Here is a 15,112-nt window from a genome sequence, read left to right as displayed (position 1 = left end):
TGACCTGTGACGTTGAAATGGGAGTGGAAGGGCTTGCGAGATGGGCTGCCTGGCAAGGCGCGAAGCACAGCGATGCCCTGCGGCATCGCGAGCATTTGCAACGCAGATAGGCGGCGCATATCGCGAGCCAGGGCACTTCCGATTTCAGCGTTGCAGGTCACTGGGTCGCCTCGCTGCTGTCCAGCATTTCGCGCAGGTCATGTGCAAAGCCTTCCAACTCCGCCTCGCACACGCCGATGCGTTTGCCGAAGATGTTGTAGGCCAGCACGGCAGGGATGGCTACGGCCAGGCCGGCGGCGGTCATGATCAGGGCCTCGCCCACCGGGCCGGCGATTTTTTCGATGCTGAGGCTGCCGCCTGCCGTCATCGTCACCAGCGCGTGGTAGATGCCCCAGACGGTGCCAAACAAGCCCACAAAGGGCGCCACGCTGCCAATCGAGGCCAGCAGGACTTGCCCGAATTGCAGGCGTTGCAGCACCACATGCAGGGCATCGCGCAGGCGGCGGGTCAGGCGTGACTCACGCCGGCCCGAGGCCTCCAAGGTATTGCTGGCGGCGCTGGCCGTGGCGGCATCCAGCAGGGGCAGCACGACCTCATCCTGGTCAAAATTCTGCAGCGCTGCGCGGCCTTCTTCCAGATTGGCGGCCGACCAGAAGGCCGGCACGGCGCGGGCGATGCTGCGGCGGGCGCGCGCAAGCAACCAACCCTTCCACAAAATCACCACCCAGGCGCTGACGGACATCAGAAGCAGCAGCAAGGCCACGCTGCGCGTGACCGCATCGCCCACTTGCCAGAGCTCTGCGAATCCCGTCATCAGTTCAATCCCAGCACGTCATTCATGTCGTAGAGGCCCGGCTGGCTGGCGGCCAGAAAGCGCGCCGCGCGCAGGGCACCTTGTGCGAAGGTGCTGCGGTTGCTGGCCTTGTGGGTGATCTCGATGCGCTCGCCGATGCCGGCGAACAGCACCGTGTGGTCGCCCACCACATCGCCGCCGCGCACGGTGGCAAAGCCGATGGTGGAGGGATCACGCTCACCCGTCACGCCTTCGCGGCCGTAGACCGCGCAGGTCTTTAGGTCGCGGCCCAGGGCCTTGGCCACCACTTCGCCGAGTTGCAAGGCGGTGCCGCTGGGGGCATCGACCTTGTGGCGATGGTGGGCTTCGATGATCTCGATGTCGTAGCCTTCATTGAGCGCGCGCGCGGCTTGGTCGAGCAGCCGCAGCACCACGTTCACGCCCACGCTCATATTCGGCGCCAGCATGACGCCGATGTGCTGGGCGAAGGCGCCGATCTGGGCTTTTTGCGCGGCATCAAAACCGGTGGTGCCGATGACGACCTTGACGCCCAGTTCCTGGCACACGGCCAAATGGGCCAAAGTGCCTTCGGGGCGGGTGAAGTCGATCAGTACGTCCGCGTTAGCCAGGCCTTCGCGCAGGTCGGCAGTGATCTTGACGCCGCTGGTCTGGCCCAGAAAAGCCGCCGGGTCCTGGCCCAGGGCAGGGCTGCTGGCTTGGTCCAGCGCGCCAGCCAGTTCGCAGTCGGGGCTGTTCAGCACCGCTTCGATCAGGATGCGGCCCATGCGGCCGGAGCAGCCGGCAATAGCAATCTTCACGCTCACTTTACTTGCCCTCCAGCGGCGGATAGCTGCGCACGGCGCCGACCGCTTCCGCGGCGGCCGCAGGCGTGTCGCGCTTGGCCGGCGGTGGCAAGGCCTTGCGTTCGGCCTCGGTCAACTCGAGCTTGGGCATATTGCCGGACTTGCCGCGCGTGTTGATGGAGGCGACGAATTCATCCTCTGTCGGCAGGTCGGGCGGCACGTCCAGTGTCTTCAGGCGGCCACCTTCATCGAACCAGGCCACGACCTGGCGCTTCTGCGGTTCGGCGCCCTGGCGGCGGATGGTGAAGACATAGTCCCAGCGCTCGTCATGGAAGATGTCGGTCAGCAGCGGCGAGCCAAGCAGGTCACGCACCTGTGCCTTGGGCATGCCGAGCTTGACCTTGGCGACCAGTTCTTTGGTCAGCACATTGCCTTGCACAACTTCGAGTCGGTATGGGCGCACCAGGCCCAAGACTTTTTCATCGCTGATCGACGGGATGTAGGAGCAGGCTGACAACAGGCCAATGGCGGCTGTCGTGAGGCTGAGCAAGCACAGCCGGGCCGTAGGTGCAAATTGAAGAGGAAGGCGCATGAGGGGCTTGTAGGGGGCTGGGCTCGTAAAAGCGCCAAGCTGGCTATGATCGGACCATTCTAGCGGTTGGCCCATGGTGGGCCGCGCCGCCGCGAATCAAGCCAATGAACCGTACCGAAGAGATCAAAAACAGCGGCCTCAAGGCCACCTTGCCGCGCATCAAGATTCTGGAGATTTTCCAGAAGACGGCGCAGCGCCATATGACGGCCGAAGACGTCTACAAGGCCTTGCTGACGGAAGATGCCGACATCGGCCTGGCCACCGTCTACCGCGTGCTGACGCAGTTCGAGCAGGCGGGCTTGCTGTCGCGCAATCACTTCGAATCGGGCAAATCGGTATTCGAGTTGAACGAGGGCGCGCACCATGACCATCTGGTGTGCCTGACTTGTGGCCGCGTCGAAGAGTTTTTCGACCCCGAGATCGAGGCACGCCAGCACGCCATCGCCCTGCAGCGCGGCTTTGAGTTGCAGGAGCATTCGCTGGCGCTGTACGCCTCTTGCGTCAAGAAGGATTGCGAGCACCGCAACAAATAGGCGGTGCAAGCTTTTGCAGCTTAGAACTTGTCCGCCAGCCGAGTTAGGCCATTGGCGGATAAGCTCTTAATCGGCGTTGTGATCGCCGGCTTCGATGGCGCGCTGATGGCGCTCCACAAATTCGCGGTAGGTATCGATGCCGCGCAGCTGCAGGACGGTATTGCGCACGGCGGCTTCCACCAGCACGGCCAAGTTGCGGCCGGCATCCACGGCGATGATGACCTTGCGCACCGGCATGCCCAGCACTTCTTCGAACAGCGGTTCGTAGGGCAGGCGCTCGAAGTCGCGCTCCAGGGTTTCTTTGCGAACCAAGTGCACGATCAGCTTGAGGCGCATCTTGCGGCGCACTGCCGTCTCGCCAAAGATGGCCTTGATGTCCAGCAGGCCGATGCCACGCACTTCCAGCAGATTCAGCAGCAGCTCGGGGCAGCGGCCTTCGATCGAGGTTTGCGAAATGCGGAACAGGTCCACCGCATCATCGGCTACCAAGCCGTGGCCGCGTGAAATCAATTCCAGCCCCAGCTCGCTCTTGCCCAGGCCGGATTCACCGGTCAGCAGCACGCCCAGGCCCAGAATGTCCATGAACACGCCGTGGCGGGTGGTGCGGTTGGCAAAAAGATGAGCCAGATAGGCGCGCACCACGTCGATCACATGGCCGGCTGATTCGGTGGTGACGAAGAGCGGGATCTCGGCACGGTCGCACATGGCGACCAGGCGGTCCGGCGGCACCTGATCATCGGCCACGATGATGACCGGCGGCTCCAGCGTGACGATGCGGGCGATGCGGTTGTCCAGCACTTCGCCGGCGGCCTGGCTTAGATAGGCCACCTCGCGGCGGCCCACGATTTGCACCCGGTAAGGGTGGATGTAGTTGAGGTAGCCCACCAAGTCGGCGGCGGACTGCGCGTCGCGCACGGCCGCCTCGTCAAAGCGGCGCTCGGGGTGGGCGTGCCCGGCGATCCACTCCCATCGCATGGCCTCCCGGTGTTCTTCAAAAAGCCGGTCGGCGCTGATGGAGGTGGGTTTCACAGGTGGGCGGGCCTGGCTGAGTTGAGAGGGCGGAAAGCGCGGAAATCAGGCGACCGACTTGAGCGGTTCCCAGCTGGCGATCAAGCGATGCAGTTCGCTGGCCTCGGGGTCGGTCTTGAGGCGCTCACGCAGATCGCGGTCGGACAGCATTTCGGCAATTTCCGAGAGGATTTCGAGGTGTCTTTGCGTCGCCGCCTCGGGCACCAGCAGGAAGATCAGCAGGCTGACCGCCTCATCATCCGGCGCATCGAAGCCAATGGCTTGCTGCACGCGCAAAACAGCGGCCAGCGGGTTCTTCAAACCCTTGATGCGGCCGTGCGGAATGGCCACGCCATGGCCCAGTCCGGTGGAGCCCAGGCGCTCGCGGGCAAACAAGTTGTCCGCCACGATGGCGCGCGAAATCGCATGGTTGTTTTCGAACAGCAAACCGGCCTGCTCAAAGATGCGCTTTTTGCTGGACGCGTCCACGTTCACCAGCACATTGCTGGCAGGAAGGATGGCGGCGAGACGGTTCATGATGTCTAAGCGCTGAGTACGGCAGGGGAGCCTTGGCCAATGCGCTCGTTCGATGTTTAAGAAAGCGATTATAGAAACGCTGGGCAAGCCCGCATGCACCCTGGTTGTGCCTTCAGCGCACTATTGCGCACGATGCTGCGGTGCAGCACGGGCAGTATTGCACAGCTTTGTCCAGTCAGCAAAAAGGCGACCACGGGGGTCGCCTTGAGCTGCGCAAGACAGGCTGGGCCTGTCATTGCAAGGGGCTGTGGGGCTAGGGCGCCGGAGTTTCCAGGCGCTTGGCCGCCACATGGTGATGGTTTTGCAAGCGGTCTTTGTGGCGGCAGACTTGCCGGTCCAGCTTGTCCATCAACTGGTCAATTGCCGCGTACAAGTCTTCGCTGGCATGCTCCACAAAAATATCGCGTCCTTTGACATGCAGGGTCACTTCAGCCTTCTGTCTGCGATCCTTTTCCTTTTGCTTTTCCACGGTGAGCAAGACGTTGACGTCAACAACTTGATCAAAATGGCGCGTCACTCGATCCAACTTTGTAAGCACATACTCACGCAGAGACGGCGTAACTTCCAAATGGTGGCCACTGATTGTCAGGTTCATAAAGCCTCCTTTCACAAGGGAGAACTGGAGAAATGGAAAACCGGTTTCAAAGAACGATGTGAAGCTGATGGCTGGTTCTCGGACGACGTGCCTTGGTCGGGTTGGGGTCGATCCAGTTTGCTCCCGTTGCCGCTTTGTGACAAGTGTTTTACGGTCACGACTGGGCGATAGGCCGATCGGATGAGCGCGAGCGTGACTTTGGTCCGGCGAGCATGCGACAGATGATCGCGCGAGGCCTGCTGCGGCGAGGTGATAATCACGGCTTCCCCGCTACGGAGATTTTCTTGGACAGCGATCACCCTCGGTGACCGTCCGCTCCCGTGTCAAAGGTGCAGGCCGTGAATCGGCGCTTATCGTGTACCCGATTGTCCGGCAGTGAGACGGTTTCCCCAACCCACTATCCACTCCCGGACCTGCTAGTTTTTTGGCAGCCGTCCAGACTCAAGCAATCGGCGCATTGGCGCTGGAGATCTGCATGCTGAACGTGTTCACGCTGGACAACGGCCGCCTGAAGGGCGGGCTGTTCCAGGAAGAAATTGAAACCGCCGAAGACCTGGCCCAGTCGCGGCCCGTGTGGGTTGATCTGGAAGATCCCAGCGCGGAAGAAAAGGGCTGGATCCGCGACCGCTTCGGCCTGGTGATTCCCGAAGACATCGTGGACGAAGACTTGGAAGAGTCCGCGCGCTTTTATGAGGAAGACAACGGCGAGTTGCACATTCGCTCCGACTTCTTGATTGACGACGACGAAGCGCCGCGCAATGTGCGGGTGGCTTTCATCCTCTACAACAATGTGCTGTTCTCCATCCACCGCGAAGACTTACCGGTGTTCCGCTTGCTGCGCCTGCGTGCGCGCCGCATTCCGGCGTTGATCGAGGACGCCAAGGATGTGCTGCTCAAGCTCTACGACGCCGACGCCGAGTACTCCGCCGATGTGCTCGAGGGCATTTACGACAAGCTCGAAAAAGTCAGTGCCCGGGTGCTGAAGAAGGACGTCAACGACACCGAAGCGGGCGAGGTGCTGTCGGCCATCGCGCGGGAGGAGGACTTGAACGGTCGCATCCGCCGTAACGTCATGGATACACGGCGCGCGCTCAGCTTCATGATGCGCAGCCGCATGCTCAATGCCGAGCAGTTTGAGGAATCGCGGCAGATTCTGCGCGACATCGACTCACTCGACTCACACACTGCCTTCTTGTTCGACAAGGTCAACTTCTTGATGGACGCCACCGTGGGTTTCATCAACATCAACCAGAACAAGATCATCAAGATCTTTTCGGTGGCCAGCGTGGCCTTGCTCCCACCGACCCTGATCGCCAGCATCTACGGCATGAACTTCAAGTACATGCCCGAGTTGGAGCAGCCCTGGGGCTACCCCTTTGCGCTGGCTCTGATGGCGGCTTCGGTGGCCGCGCCCTTCATCTATTTCAGGCGCAAAGGCTGGCTCAGATAAACCAAGCCAGCCCGGCGTCGTTGACTTACTTTGCCGGGCAATGCTCGGCCGCCACCCACAGATAGGCGTTCAGGCGTGGGCTGGCTGCCAGCACGGGCAGGCCGCGGCGCTCCTCGATGAGCACAAGGTCGCTCTTGCGTAGCGAGACGATCCAAGTGCGTGGTGCGGCACAGCGCAGCTCGGCCCAGGCCGAGGGCGGCAGCAGGATTTTTTCGGCCTTGGGCCGATTGAATTCACCGGCCTCGACGATTTCGCGCCGCCAGCTGTCGCCGATCTGGGGCTTGAACGGGTCGTCCATGATGACGGGCACCGGCGCGCCACGGCGCAGCAGCAAGGGCACATCGAAGGTGAATTGATCTTCAAACACCAGCGCATCGCCCGCTTGCCACTGGGCCTGCATGGCGGCGACCAACTTCTCGTTGCTCTTGGTATCGACCTGGATGATGCCGATGAACATGCCGATGGTCGTCACCATCCCCATGATGGCCAGGCCAGTCGGCAGGCGCTGCAGCCAGCCGCTGGCATAGCGATGCCACTGCGCCAGTTGCGGCGCGATCAGCAAGGCCAGGGCCGGGCCCACTGGCAAGATGTAGCCCAGCAGCTTGGACGAGGGCAGGGTGAAGAACAAGGTGATGCCCAGCAGCCAAACCAGGCCCAGCTGGCCCAGCGGATTGCTGCGGGTTTCCTTCTTGCTCATCAGCCACAGCCAGACCGGCGACCAGGGCAGGGTCATGATGGCCAGCACACCGGGGTAGAACCAGGCCGGCATCACATTGTTGAATCCTTCAGCCGCATAGCGCTGGAAGTGGTGCACCACGAAGAAGTAGTGCAAGAAGCCCGGGTTGCTGCGCTCCATCAACAAGAACCAGGGCAGGCAGATCACCGCGAAAGCGAGCCAGCCGCGCCACCAGACGAGCTGCAGCACCGAGCGCCAGCCCTGGACCCAGAACAGCCAGACCGTCAGCACGAGCAGGGGCAGAACTACGCCTATCAAGCCCTTGGCCAAAACACCCAGACTCATGGCCACAAAGCCGAGCAGGCGCAAGCCCTTGTGCGCCTTCAGCGCATGGCTAGCCAAGGAGCAAATGGCGATGCCGATGCAGCTGGCGACCAGCATGTCCAAGTTGGCGAACTGGGAGCCCAGATGCCAGAAGGGCTGGGCCACCATGAAGATCAGTGCCCAGGCGGCCACCATGGGAGCTTGGTTCGCATCCAGATGTCGGCGCATCAGCTGGGTCAGGCTGAACATGGCGGCCAACGCCGCCAGCAGGGGCACCAGGCGCGCGCCAATGGCGGACTCACCCGTCAGGCCAAAGCTCAGGCCGGCCAGCCAGTAAAACAGCGGCGGCTTGTGGAAATAGGGCAGGCCGTTCATCTGCGGCGTTAGCCAATCGCCGCTGAACCACATTTGCGAAGCCACGCCGACGTAGCGGCCTTCGTCCGGCAAAGCCACGGGGCGCCAAGGCAAGGTGATCAAAAAGACCAGTGCGGCCAGCGCTAGGCCCCACCATTTGTGCTGCAGCAATCTCATAAAACCCCGAATGAATGGAGTGCGCATCCTAAGGGGTGGCGCGGCACTTTCGTTAACTCTTGTGCGGCCGCTGGCTTGTCAGGCGTGAAGTTCGCCTTGGCCGGGCGATTGGCGTCACTCAAGTTGGCGCCGCACAAACACAAAGGGCTTCCGCAATGTGCGGAAGCCCTGGGAATAAAAATAGCCGCAAGACGCCTCGAAGCCAACGAGGGAGGGAGGGAGGAGGAGGAAAACGGCTTGGAGATTTCACCCCTATTGCTAGGGAGATCTTGCGGCTGTAACTGACTTTAATGCTAACGGAAATTCGCCATTTGTGAAAGATTTCTGGCACTTTTCAAAAACTCACCCAGTGGCTAAAAAGTGACGTCCACCCCTGCTGCGATTGCATACAAATGTATCAATTTGAAATTTGAACGCGGCCATCGCTCACAACCTCGGCAAGTGGCATGGTTGCTGGGTTTTGTTGAATTTTCTCGCTGAAAATTTGAGCTGCCAGCCAGGTTTCATTTTTGCAAAAGTAATTCATATTACTTATTATGAATTTGGCGAATTTTGCTGGATTTCGGCGGCGCGAAACCCCCAAGAATTAGGTGGGTTTGATGCAAGTTGCAGCTTGGCAATATTTGCATATTTGGGGCGCCGCTGGACTCGCAAATTTGTGTGTCTGCGAGCCGTCCGCAGCCCCCATTTGGACGGCCCAATCGAAGACGGCTTTGCCGCTTGTTGGGCGCGCGCCCGCAGCGCCCGTTGCGGGTCTATCGACTCAGCGTGCCAGTTTGAACACCGAGACGACTTCCACCATTTGCGCGGCCTGGGTGCGCAGGCTTTCGGCGGCGGCAGCGCTTTGTTCCACCAGGGCGGCGTTTTGCTGGGTGGTTTGGTCCATCTGGGTGACGGCCTCGCCAACCTGGGCCACGCCGGAACTCTGCTCGACGCTGGCGCTGCTGATCTCGCCCATGATGTCGGTGACACGGCGGATGGCGCTGACCACTTCTTGCATCGTGGCGCCGGCCTGGTCGACCAGGGCTGTGCCGCTCTCCACGCGTTCAACACTGGTGGAGATCAAACTCTTGATTTCCTTGGCGGCCTCGGCCGAGCGTTGCGCCAAGTTGCGCACCTCCGCCGCTACGACCGCAAAGCCACGCCCTTGCTCGCCAGCGCGAGCGGCCTCGACCGCCGCGTTCAGCGCCAGGATATTGGTCTGGAAGGCGATGCCATCGATGACGCTGATGATGTCGACGATCTTGCGCGAGCTTTCATTGATGCCCTTCATGGTCTCCACGACCCGGCCGACCACCTCGCCGCCTTGAGCCGCCACGGTTGAGGCGCCGATGGCGAGTTGATTGCCCTGCCGGGCGTTGTCGGCGTTCTGCATCACGGTGGAGCCCAGCTGCTCCATCGAAGCTGCTGTCTCCTCCAGGGCGCTGGCCTGCTGCTCGGTGCGTTGGCTGAGGTCGTGATTGCCTTGCGCGATCTCGGCGCTGGCCGTCGCCACGCTGTCGGCGTTATTGCGCACCGTGCCGACGATGGACGCCAGTTTCACCTTCATATTGCCCAGGGCATAGATCAGCTGAGAAGTCTCGTCCCGCCCTTCGGCGCGCAAATCCTGCGTGAGGTCGCCATCGGCGATGCGCTCGGCGGCCTGCACAGCCTGCGCCATGGGTGTGGTGATCATGCGGGTGACCCAGACGGCCAAACCTGCCGCTACCAGCACAGAACCCAGCAGATCGACGATCACCCAGATGCGCGCCCGGCTATAGGTTTCCTGCGAGTTCTTGTAGTCCTCAACAGAACCCTTGTCGTTGATGTCGATCAGCCGGCCGATACCCGCGCTCATCTCACGAAAGCTGGCCCGCGACTCGCCTCGAAAATAGGCTTGGGCCTCCGCCAAAGTCTTTTCGCCGCCGCGCGACAGCGGTATCAGCTTGGCGTGCGTGGCCCAGTACTTTTCAAGCAGAGGCTTGAAAGCTTCATAGGCTTGGCGCTCCTCGCCGGGCGAAACCAGACCATCGTATTTCTTGAACGCGTCGTCGAACTTGCCCTTGAATTCGGCCAGACGTTTATCGATCTCGTCCATCTGCTTGTCGTCCAAGGCCATCAAATGATCCGATTCGGCGCGACGATAGGTATTGATGCTGTCCTGCATCAAGCCCAGCGTTTTGATGCTGGGCAGCCAGTTGGTGGCGATGTCCTCAACATTGGCATTGATGCGCGCCAACTGAGTGATCGAAAAGACCCCGACAAAGAGGTTGAGTGCCACGATCAGGAAGAAGGCGGCGCCCAGCTTGGCGCCGAGCTTGTAGTTGCTGAGCTGCATGAAAAGAACCCTTTCAATGCGGGTCGCAGCGCGGCGACCTTTGTGAACACAGAACAAACCCTGGCTGCAAAAAGCATACTCCAAACGCCTTGTCGATAGGGCGTCTTTATGAGGGGCTTGGCTTGTGTTCAGCTGTGCTGCGATGAAAGGGGGGAAGAGGGGGCCGGCCGCTGCGTCAGGACCTCGTACCTGCCCAGCGCTGTGCCCATGGCCTTGAGGGCCGAGATGGGGGCGGCGTGCGCCACCCCCGGATCTGCGCTAGCCTGTGGCGCCAGGCGGCGAGCACTGAGTTGACTCAGTGGCTTTGGCTGCGCTTGTAAACCAGTAGAGCGAAGCAGCCGGCCGCGACGATCAAGCCGCCGATGAAGTGCACGGAGGCCAGGTCTTGCAAAGCACGCAGGCCATCATGCCAAGCCATAGCAGCGACGTTGAGCGGCAGCTGCGGTTGATGGGCCAGGGTCTGCACCTGGCGGCCCACGGTGTCAGGGTCGGCCACAAAGGCGGCGCTGGCGCCGGTCGTTTGGGCGAGCAACAAGTCCCAGACAATCGTCAGGCCATAGACCTTGTCCAGCACCAAGCCGCCCACGCCGACCACCAGCGCCACCGCCGGAATGCCCCAGCGCTTCAGCCAAGCCGAGGCCACCATGGTGATCAGCAGCAGGGGCGCCAACCACAAGGTCATCAGCACCACGCCCAGCAGGCCGCGCAAGACCACCGGAACCACCGCAGCCAGGGCCGTGCCCCAGGGCACTGCCGCGAAGGCGGAGAAGCCGGCCAGCTTGAGCATCAAACCTGCCGCAACCAGTGGGCCGAAGCAGGCGCCGACCAGCAGGCCTGCGATGGGCACCAGCAGGCCGTGAGCCAACAAGGGCGCAGCGATGCTTTCGGCGTGGCTGGCCGGCAGCGAGAGCCAGAACTCGATGGAGCGATCTTGCACATCGCGGCGGGCCAGGCCAGGCAGCTGGAACATGGCGCTGATCCAGGCGATGCTGAATACGCCCAGGCTTGTGAAGGCCATCATTGCCAGCGCCACTTCCAGCGGAGGGCCGTCTGGGTTGCCGTCGACCTGGCCGAAGGGCAGCAAGACCAGAAACAGCCCGATGGGCAGAAACAGGGTGATCAACCAACCGCGCTTGTGCTGCATCCATTCGCGCAGCAGCAGCGTTTGAAAACGTGAGTTCATGAGGTTTCTCCGTCGCGTTATGGCGCTATGAGTGATGGCGTTAAGCGTTCTTGGCCTGCAGGGCCGGATTGCGCGTCAACGCCATGAAGAGGTCCACCAGGCTGGGGCGGATGCGTTCGCCCAGTGCGGCGATTTCGGCTGGCGGCGCGCCATCAAAAATCGCGGCGGCGCGGCCGCCCTGCTGGCGGTAACGCAAGAGCGGGTGAGCGCTGGCAATCGCGTCGGCCGTGGTGGGGTCGTGGCTCAGGGCGACAAAGCGCTTGTCCATATCTTCCAGGCTGATGTTGAGCACCAACTTGCCTTCGTCGAGCATCATCACGTCCGACAGCAGCGACTCCACTTCCTCCACCTGGTGGGTGGAGATCAGTACGGTGCGCTCGCCATCGCACCACTCGTCGATCAGCATGCCGTAGAAGTTCTTGCGTGAGATCACGTCCAGGCCCAAGGTGGGCTCGTCAAGAATCATCAGCTTGGCATCGATGGCGGCGACCAGTGCCAGATGCACTTGCGTCACCATGCCCTTGGAGAGGCTCTTGATCTTGTCCGATTCGCTGACGCTGGTGCGCTTGAGCAAAGCGCGGGCGCGCTCGGCGGAGAAGCGCGGCTGCAGCCCGCTCATCAGCGTGATCAACTCATCTACCCGCGCCCAGCGCGGCAGCACCGCCACGTCGGGGATGTAGCAAAGCTGCTCCAGCAGCTCACCGCGCTGGTGGCGTGGCGACAGGCCCAGCACATTCAGCGAGCCTTCGGCGGGCAGCAGGCCCACCAAGGCTTTCATCAGCGAAGTCTTGCCTGCGCCGTTGTGGCCCAGCAAGCCGACGACGCGGCCTTTGGGGATGTTGAAAGTGGCGCGCTCCAGTGCGGTCTTGCGGCCGTAGCGCAGTGTCAGGTCTTGCGCGCTGATCAGGTTGTCGTTGTTGCTCATGGCTGGTTCTCCCAGTTCAGGTCCTTGGCGCTGAGGCCCAGGCGTTTGAGTTTGGCGCGCAGGGCTGGCCAGTCTCTTTGCAGAAATTGCTCGCGCTCCAGGCGCAGCAATTGCTGCCTGGCACCGGGCCGCACATACATGCCCATGCCGCGCCGTGGCTCGATCAGCTGCTGATCCACCAAGGCCTGCAAGGCCCGGCCGACGGTCAGCGGGTTGATCACATACTGGCTAGCCAGGGCGCGCACCGAGGGCAGCGCTTCGCCTTCGGGCGGCGCGCCGTCCAGAAGTTGCACGGCCAGGCGGTCTGCCAGCTGCTGGTAAATGGGAGAGGAGTCGTTCCAGGTGGGGTTCATATCAACTCTGGCGCTGAGCCACTGTGTTGCTGATGTAGCACACCATAACAAGCCTCTCGCTTGGCGACCAAGGCGCATCTGACGAACTGCAGCGGGACGGGGATGAAACGGCTTGGTCGCCGCTCGGCCGGTTGTGTAGTTTTCGGTACGCGCTGAGTTCGGAGCTATTTGCCCTTAACTTGGACGGCGCAGTTTCTGCGCAGTGGGCGCTGCGCTGCGTCAGCGGTATTTCGAGCGGGTCGCCGTGGATTGAGAAGAATCGACACCCTCACGGATGCTTGCCGGTGTAATCTCCCGCCAGTCTTGCTCGTTAGCCCCGCTGTCCACGACTTGCCCACAGCCCCATGCGGTCAAAAAAAGTCAAATGGCTCATCGCCATCACGCTGGCCGTGATGGCGCTTGCCTGCCAGGCGAGCGGCTGCACCGAGCTCAGCTATGCGGCCAACGCGAACTACCCGCCCTATAGCTGGACCAGCGATGGGGGCAGTTATCGAGGGGCCAGCAAGGACTTGCTGGAAATGCTGGTGCCGGCGGGCATCGTACTCAAGCCCGTGATCGTGCCCTGGGTGCGCACCCTGGCCATGGCTGAACGCGGCCAGATTGACTTGCTCTTGAGCCTGCGCGTGACGCCGGAGCGCGAGAAATACCTCAATTTCTTCGCCGCACCGGCTTTTGCCAACAGCATCGTGGTGTTTGCGCTGAAGGACAGTCAACTCAAGACGGCTGACTGGGCCTTGATGAAAAACTTTCGCGGCGGCGTCAGCCGGGGCGACTCGTTCGGCAATGGCTTTGATGAATACCTGAAGCAACACCTCTCCGTTGAAGAGGCCGTCAATATGGTCAACAACTTCAAGAAGCTGTCTTTGGGCCGCATCGACTATTTCGTCACCGGCGAGTATCTGGGCCGCGCGTACTTATCGAATAGCCCGGACAAGGACTTGACCGGCATCGTGGCGCTGCAGCCCCCGATCAGCACGGGCAGCATTCACTTCGCCTTCAGCAAGGATTCGCCCTGCAACAGCTTGGCGGCGCCAATGAATGCCAAGCTGGCCGAACTCATCCGCCAGGGCGTGCCAGCGAAGCTGCTGAACGAGGCGCTCAAGCGCTTCGCCGCGGAGCAGCAGTACCGCTGGCAGTGAAAAAGCGGGCGAAACTCGCAACTCAATGCGCCGAGAACATGGGCCTTGATGAAGAAATCTCGCGAAGGCGACAGCGCAAGGCCTGTCGACTCCATCGGCAATGGCTTTGACTATTGCTTGACGCAACGTCTCTTCGCTGAACAGGCCATCAATATGGCCAACAACTGCAAGCAGTTGCTCTTGGATCGGATTGGCAGGCCTGACTGAAGTAGAAGCCTACTCAGGTACAAAAAAGCCATCCCGTAGAGGATGGCTTTGCTTGCTATTTGTTGAGCATAGCGCTCAACGCTTGATTAGAAAGCGCCGGCGATTGCTCGCGTCAGTCCTGCACGCAAGGCCGGGGCTGCTTCAGCGAATTCCAGGTTCATCTTGTTGGCCATTGAAACGATGCGGGTCTGGTAGGTCTTCATGTCCACTGCATCGGAGTAGTTCACGGTCTCGCTGCCACTTGTGCCCTGCTTATTGTTGTGCTGGCTGTTCAGCGTCGCCTTCTTGCCCTCGGGCAGGCGTTCCTTGATTTGAATATCGGTGACGATGGAGAAGTACACGTCTTTGACCAACGAGCCAGCCACGACCTCAGTAACCCCGCCCAGCAGGCCCATGCCTGCCATTGTGCGGCCGGAGGGGCCGCCAGAGCCGCCCATTAGGCTGGATGCAGCCAAGCCGACAGCCGCGCCAGACAAACCGGCGCCGAAACCGCCGCCGAGTTGCTGCTGGATTGCCGTGGGATCGGTTTTACCGACTTGCAGCACATTCGCCTGCAAATAGAAATGGGCTTGCTTGGGGTCTTGGACAACCCGGAATCCCTTGGACTGCACGGCGGCGATCACATCAGAGGCAATGTCGAGGTCTTGCTTGTCGCTGGTGTTGCGCACTTGAACGTAAACGGTCTGCTGTGCTGGTGAAACAGGGTCGAGGAAGATAGTGGAGGACATCTTGGTCTGGACATCGAGGTCGCGCTTTGCAATAGCAGTTTGCGTCGCTGCGCAGCCTGAGAAGACGGCCACGGTTGCGGTCACAGCAAGGACGAGCATCGAGGTACGGAAATTGATTCTCAAAATATTTCTCCAATGGATCAAAGTAGCAGAGCAAGTCGCTCAATAAGCCGAAACAGCAACCGAATTACCGTCGCCGATGGGGGGTATCACTATTTGTTACGTGTTGTGAGCTTGAGCGTATCAAGCCGAGCTAACGTCGGTGATGAACTGACCGCGGCGCGCGTGAAGTAGTTCTCGGCGAAGGCCACGGCATGGCCTGGGCTTGCGGTGAGTCAGCAACAAGCCCTTGGGGCTAGGTGAGCCGATGTTTGGTCGCCTCTCCCGAGGCCTTGGCGGGGCTGGCGCCAGGTGTTTG

Annotated in this window: 17 protein-coding genes; 4 read left to right on the top strand and 13 right to left on the bottom strand. The window is 61.3% G+C overall.

The window, feature by feature from the left end; all coding sequences use genetic code 11:
• Window positions 1-157 precede the first annotated feature (157 nt).
• Genes AT984_RS16640 through AT984_RS16630 form a run of 3 tightly spaced genes read right to left on the bottom strand, consistent with a single transcriptional unit; the run spans window position 158 to window position 2,188 of the window.
• A complete protein-coding gene (locus AT984_RS16640; protein ID WP_058721059.1) occupies window positions 158-814 on the bottom strand; it encodes a MotA/TolQ/ExbB proton channel family protein in 657 nt (218 codons plus the stop codon).
• Window positions 814-1,617 (bottom strand): 4-hydroxy-tetrahydrodipicolinate reductase, encoded by an 804-nt coding sequence (dapB, locus tag AT984_RS16635; protein ID WP_082680112.1) that lies wholly within the window; start codon window positions 1,615-1,617, stop codon window positions 814-816. The genes AT984_RS16640 and dapB overlap by 1 nt, the downstream gene beginning before the upstream one ends.
• A gap of 1 nt (window position 1,618) precedes the next feature.
• Window positions 1,619-2,188: an outer membrane protein assembly factor BamE gene (locus AT984_RS16630; protein WP_058721058.1), complete on the bottom strand. Its 570-nt coding sequence runs from the start codon at window positions 2,186-2,188 to the stop codon at window positions 1,619-1,621.
• 104 nt (window positions 2,189-2,292) lie between these two features.
• Here AT984_RS16630 and fur point away from each other — a divergent pair, with 104 nt between their 5' ends.
• A complete protein-coding gene (fur, locus tag AT984_RS16625) occupies window positions 2,293-2,721 on the top strand; it encodes a ferric iron uptake transcriptional regulator (protein WP_058721057.1) in 429 nt (142 codons plus the stop codon).
• Between the two features lie 66 nt (window positions 2,722-2,787).
• On the opposite strand, the gene hprK is transcribed toward fur, so the two are convergent.
• The 3 genes from hprK to hpf all read right to left on the bottom strand — a co-directional run bounded on the left by hprK (window position 2,788) and on the right by hpf (window position 4,861).
• Complete coding sequence (hprK, locus tag AT984_RS16620; RefSeq protein WP_058721056.1) at window positions 2,788-3,750, bottom strand: HPr(Ser) kinase/phosphatase; 963 nt, start codon at window positions 3,748-3,750, stop codon at window positions 2,788-2,790.
• 45 nt (window positions 3,751-3,795) lie between these two features.
• Window positions 3,796-4,266, bottom strand: a complete 471-nt coding sequence (locus tag AT984_RS16615) for a PTS sugar transporter subunit IIA (protein ID WP_058721055.1) — start codon at window positions 4,264-4,266, stop codon at window positions 3,796-3,798.
• Between the two features lie 253 nt (window positions 4,267-4,519).
• Window positions 4,520-4,861, bottom strand: a complete 342-nt coding sequence (gene hpf, locus AT984_RS16610; protein ID WP_058721054.1) for a ribosome hibernation-promoting factor, HPF/YfiA family — start codon at window positions 4,859-4,861, stop codon at window positions 4,520-4,522.
• A 475-nt stretch (window positions 4,862-5,336) separates the two neighbouring features.
• Between hpf and corA the strand changes: the two genes are divergently transcribed.
• Window positions 5,337-6,311: a magnesium/cobalt transporter CorA gene (gene corA / locus AT984_RS16605; RefSeq protein ID WP_058722396.1), complete on the top strand. Its 975-nt coding sequence runs from the start codon at window positions 5,337-5,339 to the stop codon at window positions 6,309-6,311.
• Window positions 6,312-6,336: 25 nt separating this feature from the next.
• Here corA and AT984_RS16600 read toward each other — a convergent pair whose 3' ends face one another.
• From AT984_RS16600 to AT984_RS16580, 6 genes are all read right to left on the bottom strand, one after another.
• Window positions 6,337-7,842, bottom strand: coding sequence for an ArnT family glycosyltransferase (locus AT984_RS16600; protein WP_197418142.1), 1,506 nt, complete (start codon window positions 7,840-7,842; stop codon window positions 6,337-6,339).
• Window positions 7,843-8,239: 397 nt separating this feature from the next.
• On the bottom strand, window positions 8,240-8,368 hold the full coding sequence (locus tag AT984_RS23800) for a hypothetical protein (RefSeq protein ID WP_257721161.1): 129 nt from the start codon (window positions 8,366-8,368) through the stop codon (window positions 8,240-8,242).
• A gap of 237 nt (window positions 8,369-8,605) precedes the next feature.
• Window positions 8,606-10,159 carry a methyl-accepting chemotaxis protein gene (locus AT984_RS23795; protein WP_058721052.1) on the bottom strand — a complete coding sequence of 518 codons (1,554 nt, stop codon included), beginning with the start codon at window positions 10,157-10,159 and terminating at the stop codon, window positions 8,606-8,608.
• A 295-nt stretch (window positions 10,160-10,454) separates the two neighbouring features.
• On the bottom strand, window positions 10,455-11,342 hold the full coding sequence (locus AT984_RS16590) for a hypothetical protein (protein WP_058721051.1): 888 nt from the start codon (window positions 11,340-11,342) through the stop codon (window positions 10,455-10,457).
• Window positions 11,343-11,382: 40 nt separating this feature from the next.
• Window positions 11,383-12,267: an ABC transporter ATP-binding protein gene (locus AT984_RS16585; RefSeq protein ID WP_058721050.1), complete on the bottom strand. Its 885-nt coding sequence runs from the start codon at window positions 12,265-12,267 to the stop codon at window positions 11,383-11,385.
• Window positions 12,264-12,620 (bottom strand): GntR family transcriptional regulator, encoded by a 357-nt coding sequence (locus tag AT984_RS16580; RefSeq protein WP_058721049.1) that lies wholly within the window; start codon window positions 12,618-12,620, stop codon window positions 12,264-12,266. Before AT984_RS16580 ends, AT984_RS16585 begins: the two co-directional genes overlap by 4 nt.
• Window positions 12,621-12,964: 344 nt before the next feature.
• Between AT984_RS16580 and AT984_RS16575 the strand changes: the two genes are divergently transcribed.
• Window positions 12,965-13,759 carry a substrate-binding periplasmic protein gene (locus tag AT984_RS16575; RefSeq protein WP_058721048.1) on the top strand — a complete coding sequence of 265 codons (795 nt, stop codon included), beginning with the start codon at window positions 12,965-12,967 and terminating at the stop codon, window positions 13,757-13,759.
• A 48-nt stretch (window positions 13,760-13,807) separates the two neighbouring features.
• Entirely contained in the window at window positions 13,808-13,966 is a 159-nt protein-coding gene (locus AT984_RS23050; RefSeq protein ID WP_156422066.1) for a hypothetical protein, read from the top strand.
• Between the two features lie 86 nt (window positions 13,967-14,052).
• Here the strand turns inward: AT984_RS23050 and AT984_RS16570 are convergent, their stop codons facing one another.
• Window positions 14,053-14,817: a complement resistance protein TraT gene (locus AT984_RS16570; RefSeq protein ID WP_197418140.1), complete on the bottom strand. Its 765-nt coding sequence runs from the start codon at window positions 14,815-14,817 to the stop codon at window positions 14,053-14,055.
• Between the last annotated feature and the right edge of the window lie 295 nt (window positions 14,818-15,112).

The organism is Paucibacter sp. KCTC 42545 (assembly GCF_001477625.1).
Lineage (GTDB): Bacteria > Pseudomonadota > Gammaproteobacteria > Burkholderiales > Burkholderiaceae_C > Paucibacter_A.
The sequence above is the reverse complement of the archived record's forward strand: the minus strand, read 5'-3'. Positions and strand labels throughout refer to the sequence as shown.

Bases quoted from the DNA above. Each gene is read 5' to 3' on its own strand.
- AT984_RS16640 (WP_058721059.1), bottom strand. From the start codon at position 814: ATGACGGGATTCGCAGAGCTCTGGCAAGTGGGCGATGCGGTCACGCGC.
- AT984_RS16630 (WP_058721058.1), bottom strand. From the start codon at position 2,188: ATGCGCCTTCCTCTTCAATTTGCACCTACGGCCCGGCTGTGCTTGCTC.
- fur (WP_058721057.1), top strand. From the start codon at position 2,293: ATGAACCGTACCGAAGAGATCAAAAACAGCGGCCTCAAGGCCACCTTG.
- AT984_RS16615 (WP_058721055.1), bottom strand. From the start codon at position 4,266: ATGAACCGTCTCGCCGCCATCCTTCCTGCCAGCAATGTGCTGGTGAAC.
- hpf (WP_058721054.1), bottom strand. From the start codon at position 4,861: ATGAACCTGACAATCAGTGGCCACCATTTGGAAGTTACGCCGTCTCTG.
- corA (WP_058722396.1), top strand. From the start codon at position 5,337: ATGCTGAACGTGTTCACGCTGGACAACGGCCGCCTGAAGGGCGGGCTG.
- AT984_RS16600 (WP_197418142.1), bottom strand. From the start codon at position 7,842: ATGAGATTGCTGCAGCACAAATGGTGGGGCCTAGCGCTGGCCGCACTG.
- AT984_RS23800 (WP_257721161.1), bottom strand. From the start codon at position 8,368: ATGAATTACTTTTGCAAAAATGAAACCTGGCTGGCAGCTCAAATTTTC.
- AT984_RS23795 (WP_058721052.1), bottom strand. From the start codon at position 10,159: ATGCAGCTCAGCAACTACAAGCTCGGCGCCAAGCTGGGCGCCGCCTTC.
- AT984_RS16590 (WP_058721051.1), bottom strand. From the start codon at position 11,342: ATGAACTCACGTTTTCAAACGCTGCTGCTGCGCGAATGGATGCAGCAC.
- AT984_RS16585 (WP_058721050.1), bottom strand. From the start codon at position 12,267: ATGAGCAACAACGACAACCTGATCAGCGCGCAAGACCTGACACTGCGC.
- AT984_RS16580 (WP_058721049.1), bottom strand. From the start codon at position 12,620: ATGAACCCCACCTGGAACGACTCCTCTCCCATTTACCAGCAGCTGGCA.
- AT984_RS16575 (WP_058721048.1), top strand. From the start codon at position 12,965: ATGCGGTCAAAAAAAGTCAAATGGCTCATCGCCATCACGCTGGCCGTG.
- AT984_RS23050 (WP_156422066.1), top strand. From the start codon at position 13,808: ATGAAGAAATCTCGCGAAGGCGACAGCGCAAGGCCTGTCGACTCCATC.